A 23,730-nucleotide genomic window follows, 5' to 3' on the forward strand; every position below is an offset into this window, starting at 1 on the left:
GCCCCCACATGCGCTCGCACCTGCTCAATGACACGACCGCGGAGAGCTACCGCCGCTCCGTGACCGAAGGAATCGAGCGGGTGGCGGCCAAACTCGCCACCACCACAAGGCCGTTCACCGGAGTCACCGTCGACGCTCTCAGTCCCCGCATCGACGGGATCGACCTCGACAAGCCCCTGCTGGACACGGCGGCGGTGCTCGACGAGCTGGAGGAGGTATATCTCCGGGACGCGGTCTACTTTCACCATCCCCGCTACCTCGCCCACCTCAACTGCCCGGTCGTCATCCCGGCCGTGCTCGGCGAGGCCATCCTCTCGGCCGTCAACTCCTCCCTGGACACCTGGGACCAGTCGGCCGGCGGCACCCTCATCGAACGCAAGCTGATCGACTGGACGACCGCGCGCATCGGCCTCGGCGACAACGCGGACGGGGTGTTCACCTCGGGCGGGACGCAGTCCAACCTGCAGGCGCTGCTGCTCGCCCGTGAGGAGGCCAAGGCGGACACCACAGCCCGACTGCGCATCTTCGCCTCCGAGGTCAGCCACTTCAGCGTGAAGAAGTCGGCCAAGCTCCTCGGCCTCGGCCAGGACTCCGTGGTCTCCATTCCCGTCGACCACGACAAGCGCATGCAGACCGTCGCCCTCGCCCGTGAGCTGGAGCGCTGCCGTCGCGACGGCCTGGTCCCGATGGCCGTCGTCGCCACCGCGGGCACCACCGACTTCGGTTCCATCGACCCGCTGCCCGAGATCGCCGAGCTGTGCGAGCAGTACGGCGCCTGGATGCATGTGGACGCGGCCTACGGCTGCGGGCTGCTCGCCTCCCTCCGGCACCGGAACCGCATCGACGGCATCGAACGCGCCGACTCGGTCACCGTGGACTACCACAAGTCCTTCTTCCAGCCGGTGAGTTCGTCCGCCGTGCTGGTACGGGATTCCTCGACCCTGCGTCACGCCACCTACCACGCGGAGTACCTCAACCCGCGCCGCATGGTGCAGGAACGTATCCCCAACCAGGTGGACAAGTCCCTCCAGACCACCCGCCGCTTCGACGCGCTCAAGCTGTGGATGACCCTGCGCGTGATGGGCGCCGACGGCATCGGACAGCTCTTCGACGAGGTCTGCGACCTGGCCGCCGAGGGCTGGAAACTGCTCGCCGCCGACCCGCGCTTCGACGTGGTCGTCGAACCGAGTCTCTCCACGCTCGTCTTCCGCTACATCCCGGCCTCCGTCACCGACCCGGCCGAGATCGACCGCGCCAACCTGTACGCCCGCAAGGCCCTGTTCGCCTCTGGCGACGCGGTGGTCGCGGGCACCAAGGTGAGCGGCCGCCACTACCTGAAGTTCACCCTGCTCAACCCCGAGACGACGGTCGAGGACATGTCCGTCGTCCTCGACCTGATCGCCGGCCACGCCGAGCAGTACCTGGGAGAGTCCCTTGACCGCGCGTCCTGAAACCCCGTCCAAGACCTACGACTTCGTGGGCATCGGGCTGGGCCCCTTCAACCTCGGCCTGGCCTGCCTCACCGAGCCCATCGCCGAACTCGACGGGATCTTCCTGGACTCCAAGCCCGACTTCGAGTGGCACGCCGGCATGTTCCTCGACGGCGCCCACCTCCAGACCCCGTTCATGTCGGACCTGGTCACCCTCGCCGACCCGACCTCGCCGTACTCCTTCCTCAACTACCTGAAGGAGAAGGGCCGGCTGTACTCGTTCTACATCCGCGAGAACTTCTATCCGCTGCGGGTGGAGTACGACGACTATTGCCGCTGGGCCGCGAACAAACTGAGCAACGTCCGCTTCGGCACGACGGTCACCGAGGTGACGTACGAGTCAGACCTCTACGTCGTGAAGACCGCGGCCGGTGAGGAGTTCCGCGCCCGCCACCTGGTCCTCGGCACCGGTACCCCGCCGTACATCCCGGAGGCCTGCCAGGGGCTGGACGGCGACTTCATCCACAACTCCCGCTATGTGCAGCACAGAAGCGAGCTGGTGAAGAAGGAGTCGATCACCGTCGTCGGCTCGGGTCAGTCCGCCGCCGAGATCTACCACGACCTCCTCGGTGAGATCGACGTCCACGGCTACCGGCTGAACTGGGTGACCCGCTCCCCGCGGTTCTTTCCCCTCGAATACACCAAGCTCACACTGGAGATGACCTCCCCGGAGTACATCGACTACTACCGCGAGCTCCCCGAGGCCACCCGCTACCGGCTCACCGCCGAGCAGAAGGGCCTGTTCAAGGGCATCGACGGCGACCTGATCAACGAGATCTTCGACCTGCTCTACCAGAAGAACCTCGGGGGCCCGGTCCCCACCCGGTTGCTCACCAACTCCTCGCTGAACAGCGCGCGTCACGACAACGGCACGTACACGCTCGCCTTCCGCCAGGAGGAGCAGGAGAAGGACTTCGAGATCCAGTCGCAGGGTCTGGTCCTCGCGACCGGCTACAAGTACGCCGAGCCGGAGTTCCTGGCGCCGGTCAAGGACCGTCTGGTGTACGACTCCCAGGGCAACTTCGACGTGTCCCGCAACTACGCGATCGACGTGACGGGCAGAGGCGTCTTCCTCCAGAACGCCGGCGTCCACACCCACAGCATCACCAGCCCCGACCTGGGCATGGGTGCCTACCGCAACAGCTACATCATCCGCGAGCTGCTCGGCACCGAGTACTACCCGGTCGAGAAGACGATCGCGTTCCAGGAGTTCTCCGTATGAGCAGGACGACCTTCACCTTCCGCCCCCTCGACCCCCTGAAGGACGCCGAGCTCCTGCACCGGTGGGTCACCCATCCCAAGGCCGCTTTCTGGATGATGCAGGACGCGAAGCTCGAGGACGTCGAGCGCGCGTACATGGACATCGCGGCCGACGAGCACCACCACGCGCTGCTGGGGCTCCGCGAGAACGGCGAGCCCGCCTTCCTCACGGAGAAGTACGACCCCGCCCACCGCGAGCTCGTCGGGCTGTACGAGCCCCGGCCCGGTGACGTCGGCATGCACTTCCTGACCCCGGCGACCGACACGCCCGTCCACGGGTTCACCTGGTCCGTCATCACCGCCGTGATGGCCCATCTCTTCGAGGACCCGGCCGTCGAGCGCGTCGTCGTGGAGCCGGACGTCTCCAACAAGGCGGTCCACGCCCTGAACGAGGCCGTCGGGTTCGTGCCCGAACGCGAGATCCAAAAGCCGGAGAAGACGGCCCTGTTGAGCTTCTGCACGCGGGAGCAGTTCTTCGCGGCGACGGGGGTGACCGCATGAGCCTCGCCGACGCCGTGGCCCACCTGTCCTCCGAGCGCTGGGAGACCGCCAACCGCCTGCTGGTCCGCAAGGGCCTCGCCGAGTTCGCGCACGAGCGGCTGATCGAGCCCGAGGAGACCGACAAGGACCAGTACGTCGTCCGCAGCGACGACGGCAAGACCCGCTACGACTTCACGGCCGTCCGCCGCGCCCTGGACCACTGGCAGATCGACGCCGACTCCATCACCCGGCACCGGGACGGCACCGAACTCCCCCTCGCCGCCCTGGACTTCTTCATCGAACTGCGGCAGACCCTGGGTCTGAGCGACGAGATCCTGCCGGTCTACCTGGAGGAGATCTCCTCCACCCTCTCGGGCACCTGCTACAAGCTCACCAAGCCCCAGATCCCGGTCGCCGAGCTCGCGAAGAGCTCCTTCCAGGACATCGAGACCGGCATGACCGAGGGCCACCCCTGCTTCGTCGCCAACAACGGCCGGCTCGGCTTCGGCGTCCACGAGTACCTCTCGTACGCCCCCGAGACCGCGAGCCCGGTCCGCCTGGTCTGGCTCGCCGCACACCGCTCCCGCGCCGCGTTCACGGCCGGGGTGGGCATCGAGTACGAGTCCTTCGTACGCCAGGAGCTGGGCGAGGAGACCGTCGAGCGCTTCCACGGCGTCCTGCGCGACAAGGGCCTCGACCCGGCCGACTACCTCCTCATACCGGTCCACCCCTGGCAGTGGTGGAACAAGCTCACCGTCACCTTCGCCGCCGAGGTCGCCCGCGGGCTGCTGGTCTGCCTGGGCGAGGGCGACGACGAGTACCTGGCCCAGCAGTCCATCCGGACCTTCTTCAACCGGTCGAACCCGGAGAAGCACTACGTGAAGACGGCCCTGTCCGTCCTCAACATGGGCTTCATGCGCGGACTCTCGGCCGCCTACATGGAGGCGACCCCGGCCATCAACGACTGGCTCGCCCAGCTGATCGAGGACGACCCGGTACTGAAGGCCACGGGCCTCACGATCATCCGCGAGCGCGCGGCCGTGGGCTACCGGCACCTGGAGTACGAGGCCGCCACCGACCGCTACTCGCCGTACCGCAAGATGCTCGCCGCACTGTGGCGCGAGAGCCCGGTCCCGTCCCTCCAGGACGGCGAGTCGCTCGCCACCATGGCCTCGCTGGTCCACGTCGACCACGAGGGCCGATCCTTCGCGGGCGCCCTCGTCGAGCGGTCGGGACTCACCCCGACCGACTGGCTGCGCCGCTACCTGCGCGCCTACTACACCCCGCTCCTGCACAGCTTCTACGCCTACGACCTGGTGTTCATGCCGCACGGCGAGAACGTCATCCTGGTCCTGAAGGACGGCGTGGTCGAGCGGGCGATCTACAAGGACATCGCCGAGGAGATCGCCGTCATGGACCCGGAGGCGGTGCTGCCGCCGACGGTCGAGCGGCTGCGCGTGGAGGTCCCCGACGACAAGAAACTGCTGTCGATCTTCACGGACGTCTTCGACTGCTTCTTCCGCTTCCTCGCCGCGAACCTCGCCGCCGAGGGAATCCTGGAGGAGGAGGACTTCTGGCGCACGGTCGCCGAGGTCACCCGCGACTACCAGCAGTCGGTGCCCGAACTGGCCGACAAGTTCCGGCAGTACGACATGTTCGCGCCCGAATTCGCCCTGTCCTGCCTCAACCGCCTCCAGCTGCGCGACAACAAGCAGATGGTGGACCTGACGGATCCCTCGGGTGCGCTCCAGCTGGTCGGCACGCTGCACAACCCCATCGCGGGGCTGTAGTACGGCCTCGGCAGCCAGGCGGGGCCCGGGAGTACGGTGACGGTCCACATCTTGCCGTGACCGCGCTCCTTGGGAGACGAGACGATGACGTCCGAGCACACGCCACAGCAAGTCCTGCACGACCCGGCGACCGGGTTACCGGCGGAGGACGTCGCGGCCGTCCACGCCTACGCGGGCGCCTTCTGCGGCAGGCCCGCCACGGCGGCGGACCTCGCCGCGGAGGCGCTGGCCGGACAGCGGGGGCCCGCCGCGCGTCCGGCGCTCCTGGCCGACGTACGGCGCACGGCCTTCGGATGGCTGCGGGACAGCCGTTCAGGACTGCTCCGCCGCGACTTCCGGGACTGGGCCCGGCGCACGGACGAGACCTTCGGTACGACGGACACGCTGCGGCTCGTGGAACACGACGCGCCACTGCTGCGGGCGTTCGGGGAACTGGCCGACCAGTCCCAGGCCGCGCTGTGGCTGTGCCTGGCGGAGGGCGAACCGGAATTCGCCGCCCGTGCGTTGCACACCTCGCGGGAATTCGCCGAGTCGATGGCGGAGTCGGCCCGCAACCGTCTCGCCGACACCTTCCTGCGGCTGCGTGCCGAGCACACGGCCGACGCCCGCTGCGTCCACTACGGCGGCATGCTCGGCGCTATCGCCCGCGGCACGCATCGCGAGACCCCCGCGGATCTCGAACAGCACCTGGGGAACTGCGAGTTCTGCGCCCACGACATCGCGTTGCTGCGCACGCTCACCTCGGGGAGTACCCAGGAGCTGCGGCCCCTGCTCGTCGACCGGCTCCTGGTGTGGGGCGGCCCGGCCTACCGCGCCGCGCGGCCCGGGATCCGGGACACCGCCGCGAACCTCCTCGCCTCCGACGCGCCGAGCGCCCCCGGCGCACCGAAAGCACCCTCAGCCCCCGGCGCCCCGGCCACCCCCACCGAACCCCTCCCCGCCGACCCCGGCCCCCGCCGACCGGTGCTCGCCATCGCCGTCGCCGTCGTGGTGACCGCCGCCGCCACCGCCGTAGCGCTCAATCTGCTGTCCGGGGTCGGGCAGAGCGAGCGGACCGCCCGTTCCTACGGTCCGCCGCCCGCCGGGCCCCAGCGGTCCCCCTCGGCCTCGCCCTCCCTCTCGCCCGCGGTCCCCCAGGGGACGGGGACCGTGCTCGCCGCCGTCACGCTGACGAGCGCGGCCGGGCCCGGGACCTGCGTCGGCGCAGCCGCCGGTGCGGCCCTGGACGGCGTCCCCGCGCCTAGCGCCTGCGACGGAGGTACGACACAGCGGTGGCGGGTCGTCGACATCGGGGGCGGGGCCGTCGCCTTGCAGCACGTGGCGTCGACGTTCTGTCTGGACATCGCGGGCGACCGGGCGGTGGGCGACCCCATGCAGCTGCGGCCGTGCGCCTACGCGCAGGGGGACGCCGCCCCCTACCCCGAGGACCAGGCGTTCCTCCTCAAGACCCACCAGGACAAGACCTTCACCCTGGTCTGCCAGGACAAGCCCGCCATCGCCGTGGGGATGACCAACGGCGAGATCCGCATGCTGCCGACCGGGACCTCCGGCCCGGCGACCCGCTTCGCCCTCGACGACGTCCTGGACAAGGCGCTGGGCAACTGAGCCCCGAATGCCAGAATTTCCCCATGGCGGAAATCCTCCAGAAGGACGGCACATGGGTCTTCGACGGCGACGCTCTGCGGCTGACTCCGGGAAGAGACAAGAACGTCGGGCTGCTGCGCCGAGAACTGGGTGAACTCGTCGTCCCGCTCGGCGCGTTGGCGGGCATCTCCTTCGAACAGGGCAAGAAGACGGGCCGGCTGAGGCTACGGCTGCGCGACGGCGCCGACCCCCTGCTGCACGCGACCGGCGGCCGGCTGACCGAGCCGCACGACCCCTACCAGCTGACCGTGGAGTCGGACCGCTACGGCGTGGCCGAGTACTTCGTGGACGAGGTCCGCAGCGCACTGCTCCTGGACCAGGTCCCCACCGACCCCGTGGACGGGTATCTGCTCCCGGGTCCGGCCGTCCCCCTCGCCGTGTCCGCGGGTGACGGCACCGCCGCCTTCGACGGTGAGCACATCCGGCTGGAGTGGAACTGGAAGACGGAGGACGCCAAGGCCTCCGCGGGGCCCCGCACCCTCGCCCTGACCGACGTCGTCGCCGTGGAGTGGCAGCCCGCGGCCGGCCTGGAGAACGGCCACCTGCGCTTCACCGTGCGGCACGCCCCGACGAAGGCCCCGCCGAAGTACGACCCCAACGCGGTGGAGCTGTGGGGCTTCAAGAAGGACCCGCTGATGGCGTTGGTCGCGGCGGCGGTCCAGGCCAGGCTTCCGCACCCGGCCCGGGCCGCCGCCATCGACGTACGCACAACGCGGGACGTACGACCGGAAACGCCTTCTTCTCCGGTCGGCACCGCCGAGGACGGTCACGATGCCCTCCTGCGCCGGCTGCGCGAGCTCGGCGAGCTGCACCGCACGGGTGTCCTGACGGACGAGGAGTTCACCATGGCCAAGCAGGCAATCCTCAAGCGGATGTGATCCGAGGCGGATTACTTCGCCTTGCGGGCCACCGTGAAGTGGTCGATGCGGTCACCGGTCTCGGCGATGCCCGACACCTTCAGCTTGGCGTAGTGGCCCCGCGGGGCGGGCTCCACGTCCACGCGCAGGAAGGAGTAGTTGAGGTAGCGCACCCGGGACCAGGCGACGGTCTCATTGACCTTGCCGTCCTTGGTGTTGATGAAGGAGGCGACCGAGTCCTGCTCGTTGAGGTGGCCCTCGTACGAGTCCGGCGCGCTGAACGCGTACAGGCTGCGGCCCGCCGCGCCCGCCGTGACGTAGACGACCCCCTCGGTCTCGGAGTAGGCCGTCTCACCGATCGGGAGCTTCTTGGCGACCTTGTCGCCCTTGATGACGTCGGTGCGCTCGTACTGGTGGTTGTGGCCGTTGATGACCAGGTCCACCGTGTACTTGTCGAACAGCGGCACCCACTCCTGGCGCACGCCCCCCTCCGAGGCGTGCGCGGTGGAGGTGCAGTAGGCGCAGTGGTGGAAGAACACGATGATGAAGTCGATGTCCTTCGAGGCCCGGTACTTCTTCAGCTGCCCCTCGAACCATGTGGTCTGGGTGCCGCCGGAGATGCCGAGGTTGGCCGGGATCTCGAAGGAGACGTCGTTCGGGTCCAGCGAGATGACCGCGGTGTTGCCGTAGACGAAGGAGTACACGCCCGGCAGGTGCGCCTTGTCCGGCCCGTTGTCGGGGAGCGTGAAGCGGGCCTCCTCGCCGCCGTAGCCGTTGGGCGAGTACCAGGCCTCCATGTCGTGGTTGCCGTAACTCACCATCCACGGCACGGACTTGGCGACCGACTCGGTCTGGGCGAGGAACTGGTCCCACACGCGCGAGTCGAAGCCGGTGTCGGCGGACTTGCCCTGGCCGGCCGGGTCGGCGTAGGCGATGTCGCCGGCGTGCAGGTGGAAGGCCGGGTTCTGGCCGAGGAGCAGGCTGTCGTTGGCCAGGCCGTGGTAGCTGACGCCCTGGTCGCCGAAGGCCGTGAAGGTGAACGGCTTCTTGTGGGCGGGCGCGGTGGTGAAGGTGCCCAGGGTGCCGGTCAGGTGCGGCTCGGCGGGGTCGAAGCCCTGGTGGCCGACACCGTAGTAGTAGGTCTGGCCGGGGCGCAGGTGGCTCAGCTTGGCGTGCAGGTAGTACTGCGTGTGGTCGCCGCTGGCGCCGACGCCGGCCGGGGTGTACAGGGTGCGCACCTCGGCCTCGATCTTGCGGGAGAGGTCCCAGGGGCGGGCGCCGATCCGGATGAACGGCTTCTTGACCGCGACCGGCACCTGCCACGAGACGGTCATCTCGGTGCGCGCGTCGTTGCCGTAGGCGAGGTGTCGGCCGAAGGGGGCGACGAGGGCGCCGTCGACGCTCTCGGTACTGGCGAAGGTCTGGGTCGGCGTGGCGGCTTGGGCGACGGCGCCCGGCACAAACGCGCCACCCGCGACGGCGCCCAGCGTGACGGCGCCGCCCCTGATCATGGTGCGCCGGGAGAATCTGGCGCGCAGGTACTCGTGCTGCTCGGCCATGCTCATGTGCTCGGCGAGCTGGTCGGGTACGCCCATACGAGGAATGTCCATGACGTCTGAAACTGGTCGCCATGAGCAACGAGGTGTGGGACGCAGGATGGACAGCTTGCGAACAGACGTCCATAAGAACATCAACAGCACTCTGCCCGATATCGGGCAGGTTTCTTGCGAAACGGCTCGCGGTACCCCAGGATCTACCGGGTGCACGACGACCTGGTTGATCATCTGACGCGGTCCACGCCCCTGAGCCGGGGCGAGGCGTTGCGGGTGATCCAGGACGTGCTCGCCTACTTCGACGAGACGACCGTGGAGTTCGTCCGTCGCCGCCACCGCGAGCTCCAGGCACAGGGCCTGGTGAACACGGAGATCTTCGGACGGATCGAGGCGGATCTGAAATACCGAGCGGTGGCACCGCCCGAGCTCACGCTCAGGCAGCTACGGCGCATCGTCTACGGCTAGGAATACACCTATATGTGCGGAATCGTCGGTTACATCGGGAAGCGTGATGTCGCCCCCCTGCTCCTGGAGGGCCTGCAGCGCCTGGAGTACCGCGGCTACGACTCGGCCGGCATAGTCGTCACCTCGCCGAAGACGGCCGGCCTGAAGATGGTCAAGGCCAAGGGCCGGGTGCGCGACCTGGAGGCGAAGGTCCCGGCCCGCTTCAAGGGAACGACCGGCATCGCCCACACCCGCTGGGCCACCCACGGCGCCCCGTCCGACGTGAACGCCCACCCGCACCTGGACGCCGAGGGCAAGGTCGCCGTCGTCCACAACGGCATCATCGACAACGCCTCCGACCTGCGCCGCAAGCTGGAGGCGGACGGTGTCGAGTTCCTCTCCGAGACGGACACCGAGGTCCTCGTCCACCTCATCGCGCGCTCCCAGGCGGAGAAGCTGGAGGACAAGGTCCGCGACACCCTGCGGGTGATCGAGGGCACCTACGGCATCGCCGTGATGCACGCCGACTTCGGCGACCGCATCGTGGTGGCCCGCAACGGCTCCCCGGTCGTCCTCGGCATCGGCGAGAAGGAGATGTTCGTCGCCTCGGACATCGCCGCACTGGTCGCCCACACGCGGCAGATAGTGACGCTGGACGACGGCGAGATGGCCACCCTCAAGGCCGACGACTTCCGCACCTACACGACGGAGGGCACCCGCACGACGGCCGAGCCCACCACCGTCGAGTGGGAGGCCGCCTCCTACGACATGGGCGGCCACGACACCTACATGCACAAGGAGATCCACGAGCAGGCCGACGCCGTGGACCGCGTCCTGCGCGGCCGCATCGACGACCGCTTCTCCACCGTGCACCTGGGCGGCCTCAACCTGGACGCCCGCGAGGCCCGCCAGATCCGCCGGGTGAAGATTCTCGGCTGTGGCACCTCGTACCACGCGGGCATGATCGGCGCCCAGATGATCGAGGAGCTGGCCCGCATCCCCGCGGACGCGGAGCCCGCCTCGGAGTTCCGCTACCGCAACGCGGTCGTGGACCCGGACACCCTCTACATCGCGGTCTCCCAGTCCGGTGAGACCTACGACGTCCTCGCGGCCGTCCAGGAGCTCAAGCGCAAGGGCGCGCGCGTCCTGGGCGTGGTGAACGTGGTCGGCTCGGCGATCGCCCGGGAGGCGGACGGCGGCATCTACGTGCACGCGGGCCCGGAGGTCTGCGTGGTCTCCACGAAGTGCTTCACCAACACGACGGTGGCCTTCGCCCTCCTCGCGCTGCACCTGGGCCGCACCCGTGACCTCTCGGTCCGCGACGGCAAGCGGATCATCGAGGGCCTGCGCAAACTCCCCGCGCAGATCACCGAGATGCTCGAGCAGGAGGAGCACATCAGGAAGCTGGCCGAGCAGTACGCCGAGTCCCGCTCGATGCTCTTCATCGGCCGGGTCCGTGGCTACCCGGTGGCCCGCGAGGCCTCCCTGAAGCTCAAGGAAGTCTCCTACATCCACGCCGAGGCCTACCCCGCCTCCGAGCTCAAGCACGGTCCCCTGGCCCTGATCGAGCCGGCCCTTCCGACGGTGGCGATCGTCCCCGACGACGACCTCCTGGAGAAGAACCGCGCCGCCCTGGAGGAGATCAAGGCCCGCAGCGGCAGGATCCTGGCGGTCGCCCACCAGCATCAGGAGAAGGCCGACGAGACGATCGTGGTCCCGAAGAACGAGGACGAACTGGACCCCATCCTCATGGGCATCCCCCTCCAACTCCTCGCGTACCACACGGCCTTGGCGCTGGGCCGGGACATCGACAAGCCCAGGAACCTCGCCAAGTCGGTGACGGTCGAGTAGCACCCCGAAGAGGACGGACCCCACGTGATGCCACCCTTCACGGGGGTCCGTCTCATCGCCGGGAAGCCGCCCGACTCCCGGCCCCGCGCGGCTGACCGGTGGCCGTCACGCCCCGGCCGGCAGCACGCTTCGGTGTGCGGTGGTGCGGTGGTGCGGTGGTGCGGTGACGGCTATATGCCCTTCACAAGGGCACAAACACCTCTACGCGCGGGTAGATTCGCCCATCTCGCCTGACTGAAGGGCGAGTTACGGAATGACGATGACGGGCCGCTTCGCCCGCTTGGCGAGCCGCCCCGCGACGGAGCCGAAGATCCGCCCCACGATGCCGTGGGTGGAGCCGACGACGATCGCGTCCGCCTCGTACTCCCGCCCGACCTCCTCGAGCTCGTGGCAGATGTCTCCGCCGCGCTCGACGAGGATCCAGGGCACCTCGGCCAGGTAGTCGGCGCAGGCGAGCTCGAGGCCGAGCACCTCGGTGCGGTGATCCGGCACGTCGACGAAGACCGGTGGCTCACAGCCGGCCCACACGGTGGTGGGCAGCCGGTTGGCGACATGCACGATGATCAGGCCCGAGCCGGAGCGATGGGCCATGCCGATCGCGTAGGCGAGGGCGCGCTCGCTGGATGTGGAGCCGTCGAAGCCGACCACGACGCCGTGCTTGAAGGCGGGGTCGCAGGAGTGGCGTGGCTCGTCCGCCGCCAGGGGCTCGGCCGCCGTGGGGTCGGCGACGGGCCGCTTGCGGTCCGCTGGTTCGAAGAATTCGTGACCGGCCATGGCTGTCTCGGCGTTGTGATCCTTGTGTGGGAGGGACGACAGTGTGCGGCGGAGCTGTGTCCGGGAATCATCTTCCCAACCCCATACCCCCAAGGGTACGGCGGCAAGCCTCCTTCGCCCAGAGCCCGTCCCCGGTCCGTGGGGGTTCCAGGGAGCATGCACGAGGGGGCGCCCGTAACGCAATGGTTGCTGCGCTGTACAGGCGGTTTGCACAGGGTTCACGCGGCCGCTCCTGCCCCGGACCACCGGACGGCCCCTCGATACAGTGACCGACCGGTCGAACGCGCGTTGACCTCCGTGAGCCACCCCGCAGGGAGACGCCACAGGGAGCACGCGATGACCGGACACCGACCGCCCTCCGAGGACTCCACCACGGACGTGGTCCGCTGGGCGGCCTTCAGCTGCGTCCTCGTTCCCGTGGTGCTCGTCTGCTACGGCACCTCGCTGGCCGGCGCGGCGGGCACGGCCCTCGGTCTCGCCGCCGTCACGGCCGTCTGCCGTATCCTCCTGCGCCAGTCGGAACGCGGCGCGGCCCGACTGCGGGCCGAGGAGCGGGCGCCCCGTCGTGGCCGTCGTCACAGGAGCGGCGCCGGGGCCCATCGAGGCGGTCGTCACACCGGGGGAAATACACCGGTCGGTTGACCGGTTTCCATGCACGCGGACGATTCTTTTCAGCCAACTTCCGCGTTGGGCGTGTCCCTTGGTCCGACCACCCCTCAACCCCCGTTCCACCTGCACGGATAGGGTCTCCGGCGCCCTGCGCACCCTACGTGGATTAGCCACCGCCACAAGGCGCACTTCCCTGCACGGCCCACGAGTGCAACGCTTCGTGATCGAATGCTTTACGCCAAGTTGCCATGTCGACAATGTGCCGGATGACGAACTGGCCACGCCGACACCACGGGACACAGTAGATTCGATCTTGACGTCTTACGGCGGGGGACTCGTGCAGGACCGAGGGGAAACGTGCTGGAGCGACATGCCCGACAAGTTAGGGGCGCCGCGACCACCGAGGGGGGCTTAGCAGTATGAGCCACGACTCCACTGCCGCGCCGGAAGCCGCGGCCCGGAAGCTTTCCGGGCGACGCCGCAAGGAGATCGTCGCGGTGCTGCTGTTCAGCGGCGGCCCCATCTTCGAGAGTTCCATACCGTTGTCGGTGTTCGGGATTGACCGCCAGGACGCCGGCGTGCCGCGCTACCGCCTTTTGGTGTGCGGCGGCGAAGAAGGCCCACTGCGGACCACAGGGGGCCTGGAACTCACCGCACCGCATGGCCTGGAAGCGATCTCACGCGCGGGCACGGTCGTCGTACCGGCCTGGCGCTCGATCACTTCACCGCCGCCGGAGGAAGCGCTCGACGCTCTGCGCCGGGCGCACGAGGAAGGCGCCCGCATCGTCGGACTGTGCACCGGCGCCTTCGTTCTGGCCGCGGCGGGCCTGCTGGACGGCCGCCCCGCGACCACACACTGGATGTACGCACCGACGCTGGCCAAGCGCTACCCGTCGGTGCACGTCGATCCGCGAGAACTCTTCGTGGACGACGGCGACGTACTGACCTCGGCCGGTACCGCGGCCGGAATCGACCTCTGTCTCCACATCGTGCGGACGGACCACGGCAACGAGGCGGCCGGCGCGCTGGCCCGCCGGCTGGTGGTCCCGCCGCGCCGCTCGGGCGGTCAGGAGCGCTACCTCGACAGGTCTTTACCAGAGGAGATCGGCGCCGACCCGCTCGCCGAGGTCGTCGCCTGGGCGCTGGAGCACCTCCACGAGCAGTTCGACGTGGAGACGCTGGCGGCGCGGGCGTACATGAGCCGTCGTACGTTCGACCGCCGGTTCCGCTCGCTCACGGGTTCGGCCCCGCTGCAGTGGCTCATCACGCAGCGGGTGCTGCAGGCGCAGCGCCTCCTCGAGACGTCCGACTACTCGGTGGACGAGGTCGCGGGCCGCTGCGGCTTCCGCTCGCCGGTGGCGCTGCGCGGGCACTTCCGGCGGCAGCTGGGCTCGTCCCCGGCCGCCTACCGGGCCGCGTACCGGGCCCGCCGTCCGCAGGGCGACAAGCCGGTGGACAACGAGAGCTCGGTGGGTCCGACGGGTCCCGCGCCCAGCCCGCCGGTGCAGCTGCACCCGGACAGCGGTCCGGTGCCGATCCAGACCCGCCGCACCCCGGCTCCCGTGGGCCCGCACTCCGAGAACGGCCGCGAGCTGTACGTCGGAGGCCGGGCGAGCCTGCCGGGGCAGCGCAGCGGCACATGACGTCCTGACGCCGGGCGGGCCCCACGGCCCGCCCGGTGCCACCGGTGCTCGCGCCGACGCGGGGCACCCAAAAACAGACGTCAGCCGTAGGGTGTTCGCATGAACGATCGCATGGTGTGGATCGACTGCGAGATGACCGGCCTCTCGCTGTCCGACGACGCGCTCATCGAGGTTGCCGCCCTCGTCACCGACTCCGAGCTCAACGTGCTCGGCGACGGTGTGGACATCGTCATCCGGCCGCCGGACCAGGCGCTGGAGACGATGCCGGAGGTGGTGCGTCAGATGCACACCGCGTCCGGACTGCTCACGGAGCTGTCCGGCGGCACGACGCTCGCCGACGCCGAGGACCAGGTCCTCTCCTACGTCCGCGAGCACGTCAAGGAACCCGGCAAGGCCCCGCTGTGCGGCAACTCCGTCGGCACCGACCGCGGATTCCTGCTCCGGGACATGCCCACGCTGGAGGAGTACCTCCACTACCGGATCGTGGACGTCAGCTCCGTCAAGGAGCTCGCCCGGCGCTGGTACCCGCGGGCCTACTTCAACAGCCCGGAGAAGAACGGCAACCACCGCGCCCTCGCCGACATCCGCGAATCCATCGCGGAGCTGCGCTACTACCGCGAGGCGATCTTCGTCCCGCAGCCCGGACCCGACTCCGACACCGCGAAGACGATCGCCGCGAAGCACGTGCTGCCCGGGCGGTAAAGCCGGGCGCGAGCACCCCTTCAGACCCTGTACACTTTTTCTCGGCCGGTCGGGGAAACCCAGGACAGCCGAACATGGTGGGTGTAGCTCAGTTGGTAGAGCACCTGGTTGTGGTCCAGGTGGCCGCGGGTTCAAGTCCCGTCACTCACCCCACTCACCTCAGCCGGTGATCCTGGAGACAGGGTCACCGGCTGAGGTCGTTTCAGGAGTCGGACGCCCTGAGCAAGGCGCGCGCGGCCTTGCGGAAGGCCGCGACCAGCCGGCTCCGCTCCTCGGCGCGGGTCGCGAGGACCACATGGGCCGGATCGACACCGTGCAGCGGGACCGCGGTGACGTCGGGGCGGAGCGCACCGGCCCGGGGCAACGCCGTGATGGCCAGGGCCTGTCCCGAGGCGACGAGTTCGAACTTGTCCTCCAGGGCGTCGGCCAGGGGGCCGTCGGGTGCCGGCCGGCCGTCCGGGCGGGGGTCGATGCGCCAGTACGCGTTCCAGACCGGGTCGGCCACCCGGACCAGCGGCTCGTCGGCGATGTCGTCGAGGGTGACGGACTCCTTGCCGGCGAGGCGGTGACCGACCGGGAGCACCAGGGCCCGGGGCTCGTCGTAGAGGACCGTCACCTGCGCCCCGTCGGTCGGGAAGGGCAGCCGGGTCACCAGGACGTCGACCTTGAGCTCGGACAGGGCCGTGGTCCTCTCACCCCAGTCGACGTGCGCGGTCCTGACGTCGGCGTCCGGGAAGCGCTCGCGCAGTGCGCGCACCGCCGGGGTGACGATGATCCCCGCCGTGTACCCCACGGTGATCCGGCTCGGCTCGGCGGCCGCCCGGGCCAGGCTCGCCGCCTGGGCCGCCGAGCGCAGCAGCGCCTTCGCCCGGGGCAGGAAGACCTCCCCCGCCTCGGTGAGACTGCTCCCCTGCGGGGTCCGCTCCAGCAGCCGCGCGCCCAGCTGCTGCTCAAGGCGCCGGATCTGCCGGCTCAGCGACGGCTGGGTGATGTGCAGCGCGTCGGCGGCCCGGCCGAAGTGCCGGTGCTCGGCGACGGCCGTGAAGTACCGGACCAGCCGGAGGTCGAGGTCGGTCATGCCCGAAGCGTACGCCGGTGTTCACGGCCGGTCCCCGCCGAAAAGGCCTCCACCTGCGGTCATGCCTGATCCGTATTGCGCCATACGGAACAAGCTTTGGACTCGCCCGGTCGCTCCTCCGCACGCTGGAACCCTCACTCGTCACAGCGAAGGATCACCATGCGTGTATTTGTCACCGGCGCGACCGGCTGGGTCGGTTCCGTCGTCACCCGTGAACTCCTCGACGCCGGGCACGAGGTCCTGGGCCTGGCCCGTTCGGACCGGTCCGCGGAGGCACTGAAGTCCGCGGGAGCGGACGTGCACCGCGGGGACCTCAACGACCTCGACAGTCTGCGCCGGGGTGCCGAGGCGGCCGACGGGGTCGCCCACCTGGCGTTCATCCACGACTTCACCAACCTGACCGCCTCGGGCGAGGCCGACCTGCGGGCGATCGAGGCCATCGGGTCCGTGCTCGAAGGCACCGGCAAACCCTTCGTGGTCACCTCGGGGCTGCTGACCGCACCGGGGCGCCTCGGCACCGAGGAGGACCCGGCCGACCCGGACTCCCCCGCCAAGCACCGGCACGCCTCGGAGTTCGCGACGCTCGCGCTCGCCGAGCGCGGGGTGCGCTCGTCGGTGCTGCGACTTCCCCCGAGCGTGCACGGCGAGGGCGACATCGGCTTCGTGCCCATGTTCATCGACTTCGCGCGCGACAAGGGCGTCTCGGCCATGGTGGGCGACGGCTCCAACCACTGGGCGGCCGTGCACCGGCTCGACGCGGCCCGGCTGTTCCGGCTGGCCCTGGAGGCGGCACCGGCGGGCGTACGGCTGCACGCGATCGGGGACGAGGGGGTGCCGTTCCGCGAGATCGCCGAGACGATCGGGCGGGGACTCGATGTGCCGGTCACGAGCGTGGCCCCCGAGGAGGCGACGGACCACTTCGGCTGGCTCGGCCACTTCGCCGCCGTCGACATGCGGGCGTCCGCCACGCTCACCCGGAAGCTGCTGAACTGGCAGCCGGAGCACCCCGCACTGATCCCGGACCTGGAGGCGGGCCACTACTTCAAGACCGCCTGAGCCACCGGGCTACGACACCGCCCGCCACGCCTCGACCAACTCCCGTACACCGTCGAACCGTTCGCCCTGTCCCGGACGCCTGGCCCTTCGACGACCGCGAGCTGTGCGGCCGTACCGCGAAAGACGTCCTCACCCGGGCCGACGTCCAGGAGGAGGCGGGCGGTGCGGGTGTCGTACGGCGATCTCCCGCGGTGATCCGGTGCAGCTGGGGGACGATCGCCGGGTGCCGGACCGTCCGGTGGGAGATCGTTGCGTTCAACCTCTTGATGCCGCTGCGGCTCGTGGTCGCGTCGGCGACCTCTGCCGCCGAGGTCAGGACGACGCCCGCGCCACCAGTTCCGTGGCCAGCACCACCTGCCTGCGCTCCAGACCCCGGGAGACCGCCGGGCGGCGGTCGGCGATCTCCGTGAGGAGGAGGTCGATCATGTGGCGGCCCATCTCCTCGATGGGCTGGCGGACGCTGGTCAGGGGCGGGTCCATGTGGCGCGCTATGGCCGAGTCGTCGTAGCCGATCAGGGCCACGTCGGAGGGGATGCTCCGGCCCTCCTCGCGCAGGACCTGGCGGGCGCCGGCCGCCATGACGTCCGAGCCGGCGAAGACCGCGTCCAGGTCGGGGCGGCGGGCGAGCAGCTTCGTCATCGCCCTGCGGCCGCCCTCCTCCGTGAAGTCGCCGGGTTCGATCAGCCGCTCGTCCACCTCGTGACCCGCGTCGCGCAGCGCGTCCCGGTAGCCGTCGACGCGACGCTGGGCGCCGTACACGTCGAGGCGGCCGGTGATGTGCGCGATCGCGCGGCGGCCGCCGGCCAGGAGGTGCTCGACGGCCGAGCGGCCGCCGCCGTAGTTGTCGGAGTCCACGGAGGGGAGGGTTTCCGCCGCCGAGCGCGGGCCGCTGATCACCGCCGGGATCTCCAGCTGGGACAGCAGGTCGGGAAGCGGGTCGTCGGCGTGGACCGACACCAGCAGGACACCGTCGACCCGGTGTGCCGCCAGGTACTGGGCCAGGCGCCGGCGTTCGCGGTCGCTGCCCGCGAAGATCAGCAGGAGCTGCATCTCGGTCTCCGAGATCTCGGCGCCCACGCCCTTCAGCATGTCCGAGAAGTACGGCTCCGCGAAGAACCGCGTCTCCGGTTCCGGCACGACCAGCGCGATCGCGTCCGTGCGGTTGGCCGCCAGGGCGCGCGCCGCCGTGTTCGGGACGTACCCGAGCTCCGCCACCGCCGCCTCGACCGCCGCGCGGGTGGCGTCGCTGACCCGGGGCGAGCCGTTGATCACCCGGGAAACGGTCCCGCGGCCGACGCCGGCGCGCGCGGCGACCTCTTCGAGGGTGGGCCGGCCACCGCTTCGGCTCCGCGCTCCGTGGCTTGCCATGGGCTCCGCCTTCCCACCATGTTCTCTAGGCTGGCCTGGAATTTAACAGTCCCGCGTGCGGGCGTGACGGTCGCGGGGGCTACCTCCACCGATCCGCGCTCAGCCTGATCGGCCTGACCTCAAACGCTGACAGCCTCGGTGGGCCGGTAACAGGCTGATAAGTCAGCCGCCCGCCGCTTGCGCGGCAAAGCTTGCGTTGCGGGCACCACTGGCGGTGATGCTTCGCCCGCGTTCAGCCGGCCCCGTCCGGGGCCGGCAGGGGCCACTGACCGGGCCCCGCTTCGCCACAACTCCCACGCACGGGCGCGGATGTTGCGGGAGCTGTTCCGGTCCGCGTGATCAACGAATCCGCAGGACCGGCACGCGAACCACGCCTGGGAGACCCGGTTCGCCTTGTCCACGTGGCCGCACTCGGCGCAGGTGCGCGAGGTGTACGCCGGATCGACGTGCACCACCGGCACACCCGCCCGGCGGGCCTTGTACGCGATGAACCTCCCCAACTGGGCGAAGGCCCAAGAGTGGAGCGTGGCCCGTTGGGGCTTACGAAGCCGTACCCGCTCGCGGATGCCCGTCAAGTCCTCCAGGGCAATCCCACGACCGGTGCGTTCCGCCTCGGCCACCACATGTTTCGCGATCTTGTGATTGATGTCCCGAGTCCGCCGCGCCTCCTTCCGGCGTCGACGCTGCGCGCGTCGTTTGGCGGACTTGGTGCCCTTCTTCTGTAGCTTCCTCCGCAGCGCGCCGTCACGGGCCCGTGAGCGGTTGAGCCGACGCCCGGACATGATCTCGCCGTCACTGGTGGTAGCGATGTTCACAATCCCCAGGTCGACTCCGAGGAAGTCCACAGGGCTGTCTTTGAGCGCCGCTTCCGGTACCTCGCACGTGGCCAGCAGGAACCAGGCATTGTCGCGGTGCACCAGGTCCGACTCGCCCCTGCGGTACCGGGACAGTGTGGCGAGTTGCTCAGGACCGCAAACGAAGGCGACGTCCTTGATCCTGCCGCGCGTCGTCCACACGGAGACGGTGCGTGCTTCCGTCTGCCAGGAGAGCATGCGGTCGTCGTAAGGTTGCGCAGATTCCGGACGGAACGCGAGGGGACGCTTCGCATCCCTCCGCTTCCGCTTCGAGTTCCTCTTGCCGGAACTGTGTGTGTTCAGGTTTGCATGCAGAGCTGTGTATGCGTCGGCCGTCTTCTTGATCACGTGCTGGGCGGCCTGCGCGCCCAACCCCCACCGGCTCTTGAGCTCGGCGTAGCAGTGCTTGCGCAGTGTGAAGTTCTTGTACACCGAGCTCTCGAACGCCACCTCGGCCACCCATGAGGCGGCTTCGTTGCAGGCGCGCAGGGTCGTCTCGAGAGCCGCCGCCTGAACAGGCGTCGGCAGGAGTTTGACCTGCACGACCAGCTTCACGACAAGGAAGCTATCGGCGCCACGACCACGTCGCATGAGAACAGATCAGCCTCCCTCGAATGAGTGATCGCCACCGAACAGTCTCCGTCCACCCGCTTCGACGGCGCCACCCTCCGCAGCGGCCAAAGACCCGACCCCAGCGAAGGAAACATCTCAAAGCGATATCGCCCTGCACGCTCCCTTGACACCCTCGCTCCAACCCGCGAACCTTCAACACATCACGAGTGGGAGCGCTCCCACGGTACCTGACACATAAACATCCCGCACGTTCCCCGCCCGAGCCGCAGCAGTCAAGTAACGGGTCCAACAACGCAGTTGGCCGGGGGGTCGGCACGTCAGGCAACAGGAGGACGCAATGCGCACGACTACCCGCCGGTCCCACCGGCTGTTGGCCCTGGCGGCCGTCGCCGCACTGACTACGGGAGTGCTGGCCGGCTGTGCCGGCGACTCGGACGACGGCGACTCGTCGGGGTCGGGCAACAACTCCGGCGGCGGCAAGACCACGCTGACCGTCGGCACCTTCGGAGTCTTCGGCTACAAGCAGGCCGGTCTCTACGACGAGTACACGAAGCTGCACCCGGACATCACCATCAAGGAGAACGTCACCACCCGGACCGACGTCTACTGGCCGAAGGTCCTCACCCGGCTGCAGGCCGGCTCCGGCACCGACGACATCCAGGCCATCGAGGTCGGCAACATCACCGAGGCCGTGCAGACGCAGGGCTCCAAGTTCGTCGACCTCGGCAAGGACGTCGACAAGTCGCAGTGGCTGGACTGGAAGAACGCCCAGGCCACGACCGCGGACGGCAAGCTCATCGGGCTCGGCACCGACATCGGCCCGATGGCGATCTGCTACCGCAAGGACCTGTTCCAGAAGGCCGGTCTGGAGACCGACCGCACCAAGCTCGCCGCACAGTGGAAGGGCGACTGGAACAAGTACGTCGACCTCGGCAAGCAGTACATGAAGAAGGCGCCGAGCGGCACCAAGTTCGTGGACTCGGCCTCCTCCGTCTACAACGCGGTGCTCAACGGTGAGAGCGAGCGCTACTACGACAAGAGCGGCAAGGTCGTCTGGGACAAGTCCAGCGGCGTGAAGAACGCCTGGGACGTCGCGATGTCCGTGGCGACCAGCAACATGTCGGCGAAGCTCAAGCAGTTCGACAAGCCGTGGGACCAGGGCTACGCGAACGCCTCCTTCGCCACCGTGGCCTGCCCCGCCTGGATGATCGGTTACATCCAGGAGAAGTCCGGTGACGCGGGCAAGGGCAAGTGGGACGTGGCGGCCGCGCCGACCGCGGGCAACTGGGGCGGTGCCTTCATCGGCGTGCCGACGGCGGGCAAGCACCAGAAGGAGGCCATCGCGCTGGCGAAGTGGCTGACCGCGCCCGAGCAGCAGGCGAAGGTCTTCGCCAAGCAGGCGAGCTTCCCGTCGGCCCCGGCGGCCTACTCGACCCTGAAGCCGGCCCCCGCCACCACGGAGTTCTTCAGCAACGCGCCGATCACGCAGATCTTCTCCGACGCGGCGAAGACGATCCCGGCGCAGGTCTTCGGCGTCAAGGACCAGCCGATCAACACCGCGCTGACCGACATCGGCATCCTCCAGGTCGAGCAGAAGGGCAAGTCGCCCGAGCAGGGCTGGGACGCGGCCACGAACGAGATCAAGGACGTGCTCGGCCAGTGACAAGCCCCAAGCAGGCACTCGCGCATCCCGCGTCGAGCGCCGAGGCCGCGCCCGGCTCCCAGCCGGGCGCGGCCCGGGGCGCTCACGGTCGCGGTACGCTGCCGCCCGAGGGCAAGGGCCCCTGGCGCAGCCGGCTGTACCGCTGGGACATGAAGGCGTCTCCGTACGTGTTCATCGCCCCCTTCTTCATCATCTTCGGGGCGTTCTCGCTGATCCCGCTGCTGTACACGGCCTGGTACTCGCTGCACGACGTGCAGCTGTCCTCGCTGGACACGCAGACCTGGGCAGGCCTGGACAACTACAAGAACCTGCTGTCCTCGGACTTCTTCTGGAACGCCCTCAAGAACACCTTCACCATCGGTCTCATCTCGACCGTGCCGCAGCTGATGGCGGCGATCGGGCTCGCCCACATGCTCAACTACCGGCTGCGCGGCTCGACCGTCTGGCGGGTCGTGATGCTGACCCCGTACGCCACCTCGGTGGCGGCGGCGACCCTCGTCTTCACGCTGCTGTACTCGTGGGACGGCGGCATGGTCAACTGGCTCCTCGACTTCGTGGGCATCGATCCGATCAACTGGCGGGAGTCCGACTGGGGTTCGCAGTTCGCGGTGTCGTCGATCGTGATCTGGCGGTGGACCGGTTACAACGCGCTGATCTACCTCGCGGCGATGCAGGCGATCCCGGCCGACCTGTACGAGTCGGCGGCGATCGACGGGGCCAACCGCTGGCAGCAGTTCATCCATGTGACGGTCCCGCAGCTTCGGCCGACCATCCTGTTCACGGTGGTGGTCTCCACCATCGGCGCGACCCAGCTCTTCGGTGAGCCCCTGCTGTTCGGCGGGGTCAGCGGCTCCAAGGGCGGCTCCGAGCACCAGTACCAGACGCTCGGCCTGTACATGTACGACCAGGGCTGGATCATCGGCAACCTCGGCAAGGCGTCCGCGATCGCCTGGTCAATGTTCCTGATCCTGTTGATCGTCGCCGCGATCAACCTGCTGGTCACCCGACGTCTGAGGAAGTCCCAATGACCACCAGTGAACTGACGCTGCCTCAGGCAGAGCCTCAGGCGGGGAAGAAGCGGGGCCCCTCCCGTCGGGTGATGGGCGCGGGCAAGCAGCTGCACGCGGGCCCGGTGACCTATCTGGTCCTGGCGGTCTTCGCGCTCGTCTCGCTGGCGCCCCTGGTGTGGACGGCGATCGCGGCCTCGCGCACCGACCACCGGCTCGCCGAGACACCGCCGCCGCTGTGGTTCGGCGGGAACCTGTTCAAGAACATGCAGACCGCGTGGGACGAGGCCGGCCTCGGCACCGCGATGCTCAACAGCGTGATCGTCGCGGGCGCCATCACGATCAGCACGGTGCTGTTCTCCACGCTCGCCGGATTCGCCTTCGCCAAGCTGCGGTTCAGGTTCTCGGGCTTTCTTCTGCTGCTGACGATCGGCACGATGATGATCCCGCCGCAGCTGGCGGTCGTACCGCTGTATCTGTGGATGGCCGATCTCGGGTGGTCGAACCAGCTCCAGACGGTCATCCTGCCCACTCTGGTGACGGCCTTCGGCACCTTCTTCATGCGGCAGTACCTGGTGCAGGCGCTGCCGAGCGAGCTGATCGAGGCAGCCCGGGTGGACGGCGCGAGCAGCATCCGGGTGGTGTGGCACGTGGTGTTCCCGGCCGCGCGGCCGGCGATGGCCGTGCTCGGGCTGCTGACCTTCGTGTTCGCCTGGAACGACTTCCTGTGGCCGATCATCGCCCTGAACCAGCAGAACCCGACCGTGCAGGTCGCCCTCAACTCGCTGGGCACCGGTTATGTCCCCGACCAGGCCGTGATCATGGCGGGCGCGTTCCTCGGCACGCTGCCGCTGCTGATCGCCTTCATCCTGTTCGGCAAGCAGATCGTGGGCGGCATCATGCAGGGCGCGATCAAGGGCTGACACCCTTCATACGGTTTTCCGCCATCTCTCCTGGGGCCGGGCCGGCGCCGCCTCGGCCCCTTCCCCCCTCCCCCTCCCCCTCCATCAGTCGGTCTGACGACCTCCAATGGG

At 69.2% G+C, this 23,730-nt stretch carries 20 protein-coding genes and 1 tRNA gene; 16 read left to right on the top strand and 5 right to left on the bottom strand.

The genetic code is table 11. The annotated features are described in order from the left end of the window. Nucleotides 1-8 precede the first annotated feature (8 nt). From desA to ACIBJB_RS05570, 6 genes are all read left to right on the top strand, one after another. On the top strand, nucleotides 9-1,451 hold the full coding sequence (gene desA / locus ACIBJB_RS05545) for a lysine decarboxylase DesA (RefSeq protein ID WP_398926739.1): 1,443 nt from the start codon (nucleotides 9-11) through the stop codon (nucleotides 1,449-1,451). Then, on the top strand, nucleotides 1,435-2,712 hold the full coding sequence (locus ACIBJB_RS05550) for a lysine N(6)-hydroxylase/L-ornithine N(5)-oxygenase family protein (protein WP_398926741.1): 1,278 nt from the start codon (nucleotides 1,435-1,437) through the stop codon (nucleotides 2,710-2,712). Before desA ends, ACIBJB_RS05550 begins: the two co-directional genes overlap by 17 nt. After that, nucleotides 2,709-3,251 (top strand): GNAT family N-acetyltransferase, encoded by a 543-nt coding sequence (locus ACIBJB_RS05555; protein ID WP_398926743.1) that lies wholly within the window; start codon nucleotides 2,709-2,711, stop codon nucleotides 3,249-3,251. The genes ACIBJB_RS05550 and ACIBJB_RS05555 overlap by 4 nt, the downstream gene beginning before the upstream one ends. Further along, nucleotides 3,248-5,020, top strand: a complete 1,773-nt coding sequence (locus ACIBJB_RS05560; RefSeq protein WP_398926745.1) for an IucA/IucC family protein — start codon at nucleotides 3,248-3,250, stop codon at nucleotides 5,018-5,020. Before ACIBJB_RS05555 ends, ACIBJB_RS05560 begins: the two co-directional genes overlap by 4 nt. Nucleotides 5,021-5,104: 84 nt before the next feature. Continuing rightward, a complete protein-coding gene (locus ACIBJB_RS05565; RefSeq protein WP_398926747.1) occupies nucleotides 5,105-6,625 on the top strand; it encodes an RICIN domain-containing protein in 1,521 nt (506 codons plus the stop codon). Between the two features lie 23 nt (nucleotides 6,626-6,648). Beyond that, entirely contained in the window at nucleotides 6,649-7,542 is an 894-nt protein-coding gene (locus ACIBJB_RS05570; RefSeq protein ID WP_398926749.1) for a DUF4429 domain-containing protein, read from the top strand. Nucleotides 7,543-7,553: 11 nt separating this feature from the next. Here the strand turns inward: ACIBJB_RS05570 and ACIBJB_RS05575 are convergent, their stop codons facing one another. Continuing rightward, nucleotides 7,554-9,116, bottom strand: a complete 1,563-nt coding sequence (locus ACIBJB_RS05575; protein WP_398926751.1) for a purple acid phosphatase family protein — start codon at nucleotides 9,114-9,116, stop codon at nucleotides 7,554-7,556. Nucleotides 9,117-9,281: 165 nt separating this feature from the next. Here ACIBJB_RS05575 and ACIBJB_RS05580 point away from each other — a divergent pair, with 165 nt between their 5' ends. Together ACIBJB_RS05580 and glmS are read left to right on the top strand one after the other, a co-directional pair. Beyond that, complete coding sequence (locus tag ACIBJB_RS05580; RefSeq protein ID WP_057609677.1) at nucleotides 9,282-9,539, top strand: hypothetical protein; 258 nt, start codon at nucleotides 9,282-9,284, stop codon at nucleotides 9,537-9,539. Between the two features lie 12 nt (nucleotides 9,540-9,551). Beyond that, a complete protein-coding gene (gene glmS, locus ACIBJB_RS05585; protein WP_398926753.1) occupies nucleotides 9,552-11,369 on the top strand; it encodes a glutamine--fructose-6-phosphate transaminase (isomerizing) in 1,818 nt (605 codons plus the stop codon). 246 nt (nucleotides 11,370-11,615) lie between these two features. Here the strand turns inward: glmS and ACIBJB_RS05590 are convergent, their stop codons facing one another. Then, nucleotides 11,616-12,143, bottom strand: a complete 528-nt coding sequence (locus ACIBJB_RS05590) for a universal stress protein (RefSeq protein WP_398926755.1) — start codon at nucleotides 12,141-12,143, stop codon at nucleotides 11,616-11,618. 336 nt (nucleotides 12,144-12,479) lie between these two features. On the opposite strand from ACIBJB_RS05590, the gene ACIBJB_RS05595 reads away from it, so the two are divergent. From ACIBJB_RS05595 to ACIBJB_RS05610, 4 genes are all read left to right on the top strand, one after another. Further along, nucleotides 12,480-12,785: a hypothetical protein gene (locus ACIBJB_RS05595; RefSeq protein WP_398926757.1), complete on the top strand. Its 306-nt coding sequence runs from the start codon at nucleotides 12,480-12,482 to the stop codon at nucleotides 12,783-12,785. A gap of 386 nt (nucleotides 12,786-13,171) precedes the next feature. Next, a complete protein-coding gene (locus ACIBJB_RS05600; RefSeq protein ID WP_398926759.1) occupies nucleotides 13,172-14,395 on the top strand; it encodes a GlxA family transcriptional regulator in 1,224 nt (407 codons plus the stop codon). 99 nt (nucleotides 14,396-14,494) lie between these two features. Next, nucleotides 14,495-15,097 (top strand): oligoribonuclease, encoded by a 603-nt coding sequence (gene orn, locus ACIBJB_RS05605; RefSeq protein ID WP_069764164.1) that lies wholly within the window; start codon nucleotides 14,495-14,497, stop codon nucleotides 15,095-15,097. 77 nt (nucleotides 15,098-15,174) lie between these two features. Further along, nucleotides 15,175-15,250: transfer RNA gene (locus ACIBJB_RS05610), tRNA-His, on the top strand. 49 nt (nucleotides 15,251-15,299) lie between these two features. On the opposite strand, the gene ACIBJB_RS05615 is transcribed toward ACIBJB_RS05610, so the two are convergent. Beyond that, nucleotides 15,300-16,175, bottom strand: a complete 876-nt coding sequence (locus ACIBJB_RS05615; RefSeq protein ID WP_398926761.1) for a LysR family transcriptional regulator — start codon at nucleotides 16,173-16,175, stop codon at nucleotides 15,300-15,302. 159 nt (nucleotides 16,176-16,334) lie between these two features. On the opposite strand from ACIBJB_RS05615, the gene ACIBJB_RS05620 reads away from it, so the two are divergent. Continuing rightward, nucleotides 16,335-17,231 (top strand): SDR family oxidoreductase, encoded by an 897-nt coding sequence (locus tag ACIBJB_RS05620; RefSeq protein WP_398926763.1) that lies wholly within the window; start codon nucleotides 16,335-16,337, stop codon nucleotides 17,229-17,231. A gap of 312 nt (nucleotides 17,232-17,543) precedes the next feature. Here ACIBJB_RS05620 and ACIBJB_RS05625 read toward each other — a convergent pair whose 3' ends face one another. Further along, nucleotides 17,544-18,599 carry a LacI family DNA-binding transcriptional regulator gene (locus tag ACIBJB_RS05625; RefSeq protein ID WP_326668117.1) on the bottom strand — a complete coding sequence of 352 codons (1,056 nt, stop codon included), beginning with the start codon at nucleotides 18,597-18,599 and terminating at the stop codon, nucleotides 17,544-17,546. A gap of 119 nt (nucleotides 18,600-18,718) precedes the next feature. Further along, on the bottom strand, nucleotides 18,719-20,008 hold the full coding sequence (locus tag ACIBJB_RS05630) for an RNA-guided endonuclease InsQ/TnpB family protein (RefSeq protein WP_398926765.1): 1,290 nt from the start codon (nucleotides 20,006-20,008) through the stop codon (nucleotides 18,719-18,721). Nucleotides 20,009-20,363: 355 nt separating this feature from the next. On the opposite strand from ACIBJB_RS05630, the gene ACIBJB_RS05635 reads away from it, so the two are divergent. Genes ACIBJB_RS05635 through ACIBJB_RS05645 form a run of 3 tightly spaced genes read left to right on the top strand, consistent with a single transcriptional unit; the run spans nucleotide 20,364 to nucleotide 23,619 of the window. After that, nucleotides 20,364-21,689, top strand: coding sequence for an ABC transporter substrate-binding protein (locus ACIBJB_RS05635; RefSeq protein ID WP_398926767.1), 1,326 nt, complete (start codon nucleotides 20,364-20,366; stop codon nucleotides 21,687-21,689). Further along, nucleotides 21,686-22,717 (top strand): carbohydrate ABC transporter permease, encoded by a 1,032-nt coding sequence (locus ACIBJB_RS05640; protein WP_398926769.1) that lies wholly within the window; start codon nucleotides 21,686-21,688, stop codon nucleotides 22,715-22,717. Before ACIBJB_RS05635 ends, ACIBJB_RS05640 begins: the two co-directional genes overlap by 4 nt. After that, nucleotides 22,714-23,619, top strand: coding sequence for a carbohydrate ABC transporter permease (locus ACIBJB_RS05645; protein WP_199873685.1), 906 nt, complete (start codon nucleotides 22,714-22,716; stop codon nucleotides 23,617-23,619). The genes ACIBJB_RS05640 and ACIBJB_RS05645 overlap by 4 nt, the downstream gene beginning before the upstream one ends. Nucleotides 23,620-23,730: the final 111 nt, after the last annotated feature.

Origin of the sequence: Streptomyces sp. NPDC050759 (assembly GCF_044456945.1) — a bacterium.
In the GTDB taxonomy this organism is placed as follows: Bacteria; Actinomycetota; Actinomycetes; order Streptomycetales; family Streptomycetaceae; genus Streptomyces.

What these genes read in the sequence shown, in the direction of transcription:
- ACIBJB_RS05575 (WP_398926751.1), bottom strand. Translation starts at nt 9,116, where the DNA reads ATGGGCGTACCCGACCAGCTCGCCGAGCACATGAGCATGGCCGAGCAG.
- ACIBJB_RS05590 (WP_398926755.1), bottom strand. Translation starts at nt 12,143, where the DNA reads ATGGCCGGTCACGAATTCTTCGAACCAGCGGACCGCAAGCGGCCCGTC.
- ACIBJB_RS05600 (WP_398926759.1), top strand. Translation starts at nt 13,172, where the DNA reads ATGAGCCACGACTCCACTGCCGCGCCGGAAGCCGCGGCCCGGAAGCTT.
- ACIBJB_RS05625 (WP_326668117.1), bottom strand. Translation starts at nt 18,599, where the DNA reads ATGGCAAGCCACGGAGCGCGGAGCCGAAGCGGTGGCCGGCCCACCCTC.
- glmS (WP_398926753.1), top strand. Translation starts at nt 9,552, where the DNA reads ATGTGCGGAATCGTCGGTTACATCGGGAAGCGTGATGTCGCCCCCCTG.
- ACIBJB_RS05595 (WP_398926757.1), top strand. Translation starts at nt 12,480, where the DNA reads ATGACCGGACACCGACCGCCCTCCGAGGACTCCACCACGGACGTGGTC.
- ACIBJB_RS05570 (WP_398926749.1), top strand. Translation starts at nt 6,649, where the DNA reads ATGGCGGAAATCCTCCAGAAGGACGGCACATGGGTCTTCGACGGCGAC.
- ACIBJB_RS05645 (WP_199873685.1), top strand. Translation starts at nt 22,714, where the DNA reads ATGACCACCAGTGAACTGACGCTGCCTCAGGCAGAGCCTCAGGCGGGG.
- ACIBJB_RS05615 (WP_398926761.1), bottom strand. Translation starts at nt 16,175, where the DNA reads ATGACCGACCTCGACCTCCGGCTGGTCCGGTACTTCACGGCCGTCGCC.
- ACIBJB_RS05555 (WP_398926743.1), top strand. Translation starts at nt 2,709, where the DNA reads ATGAGCAGGACGACCTTCACCTTCCGCCCCCTCGACCCCCTGAAGGAC.
- ACIBJB_RS05565 (WP_398926747.1), top strand. Translation starts at nt 5,105, where the DNA reads ATGACGTCCGAGCACACGCCACAGCAAGTCCTGCACGACCCGGCGACC.
- orn (WP_069764164.1), top strand. Translation starts at nt 14,495, where the DNA reads ATGAACGATCGCATGGTGTGGATCGACTGCGAGATGACCGGCCTCTCG.
- ACIBJB_RS05620 (WP_398926763.1), top strand. Translation starts at nt 16,335, where the DNA reads ATGCGTGTATTTGTCACCGGCGCGACCGGCTGGGTCGGTTCCGTCGTC.
- desA (WP_398926739.1), top strand. Translation starts at nt 9, where the DNA reads ATGCGCTCGCACCTGCTCAATGACACGACCGCGGAGAGCTACCGCCGC.
- ACIBJB_RS05560 (WP_398926745.1), top strand. Translation starts at nt 3,248, where the DNA reads ATGAGCCTCGCCGACGCCGTGGCCCACCTGTCCTCCGAGCGCTGGGAG.
- ACIBJB_RS05635 (WP_398926767.1), top strand. Translation starts at nt 20,364, where the DNA reads ATGCGCACGACTACCCGCCGGTCCCACCGGCTGTTGGCCCTGGCGGCC.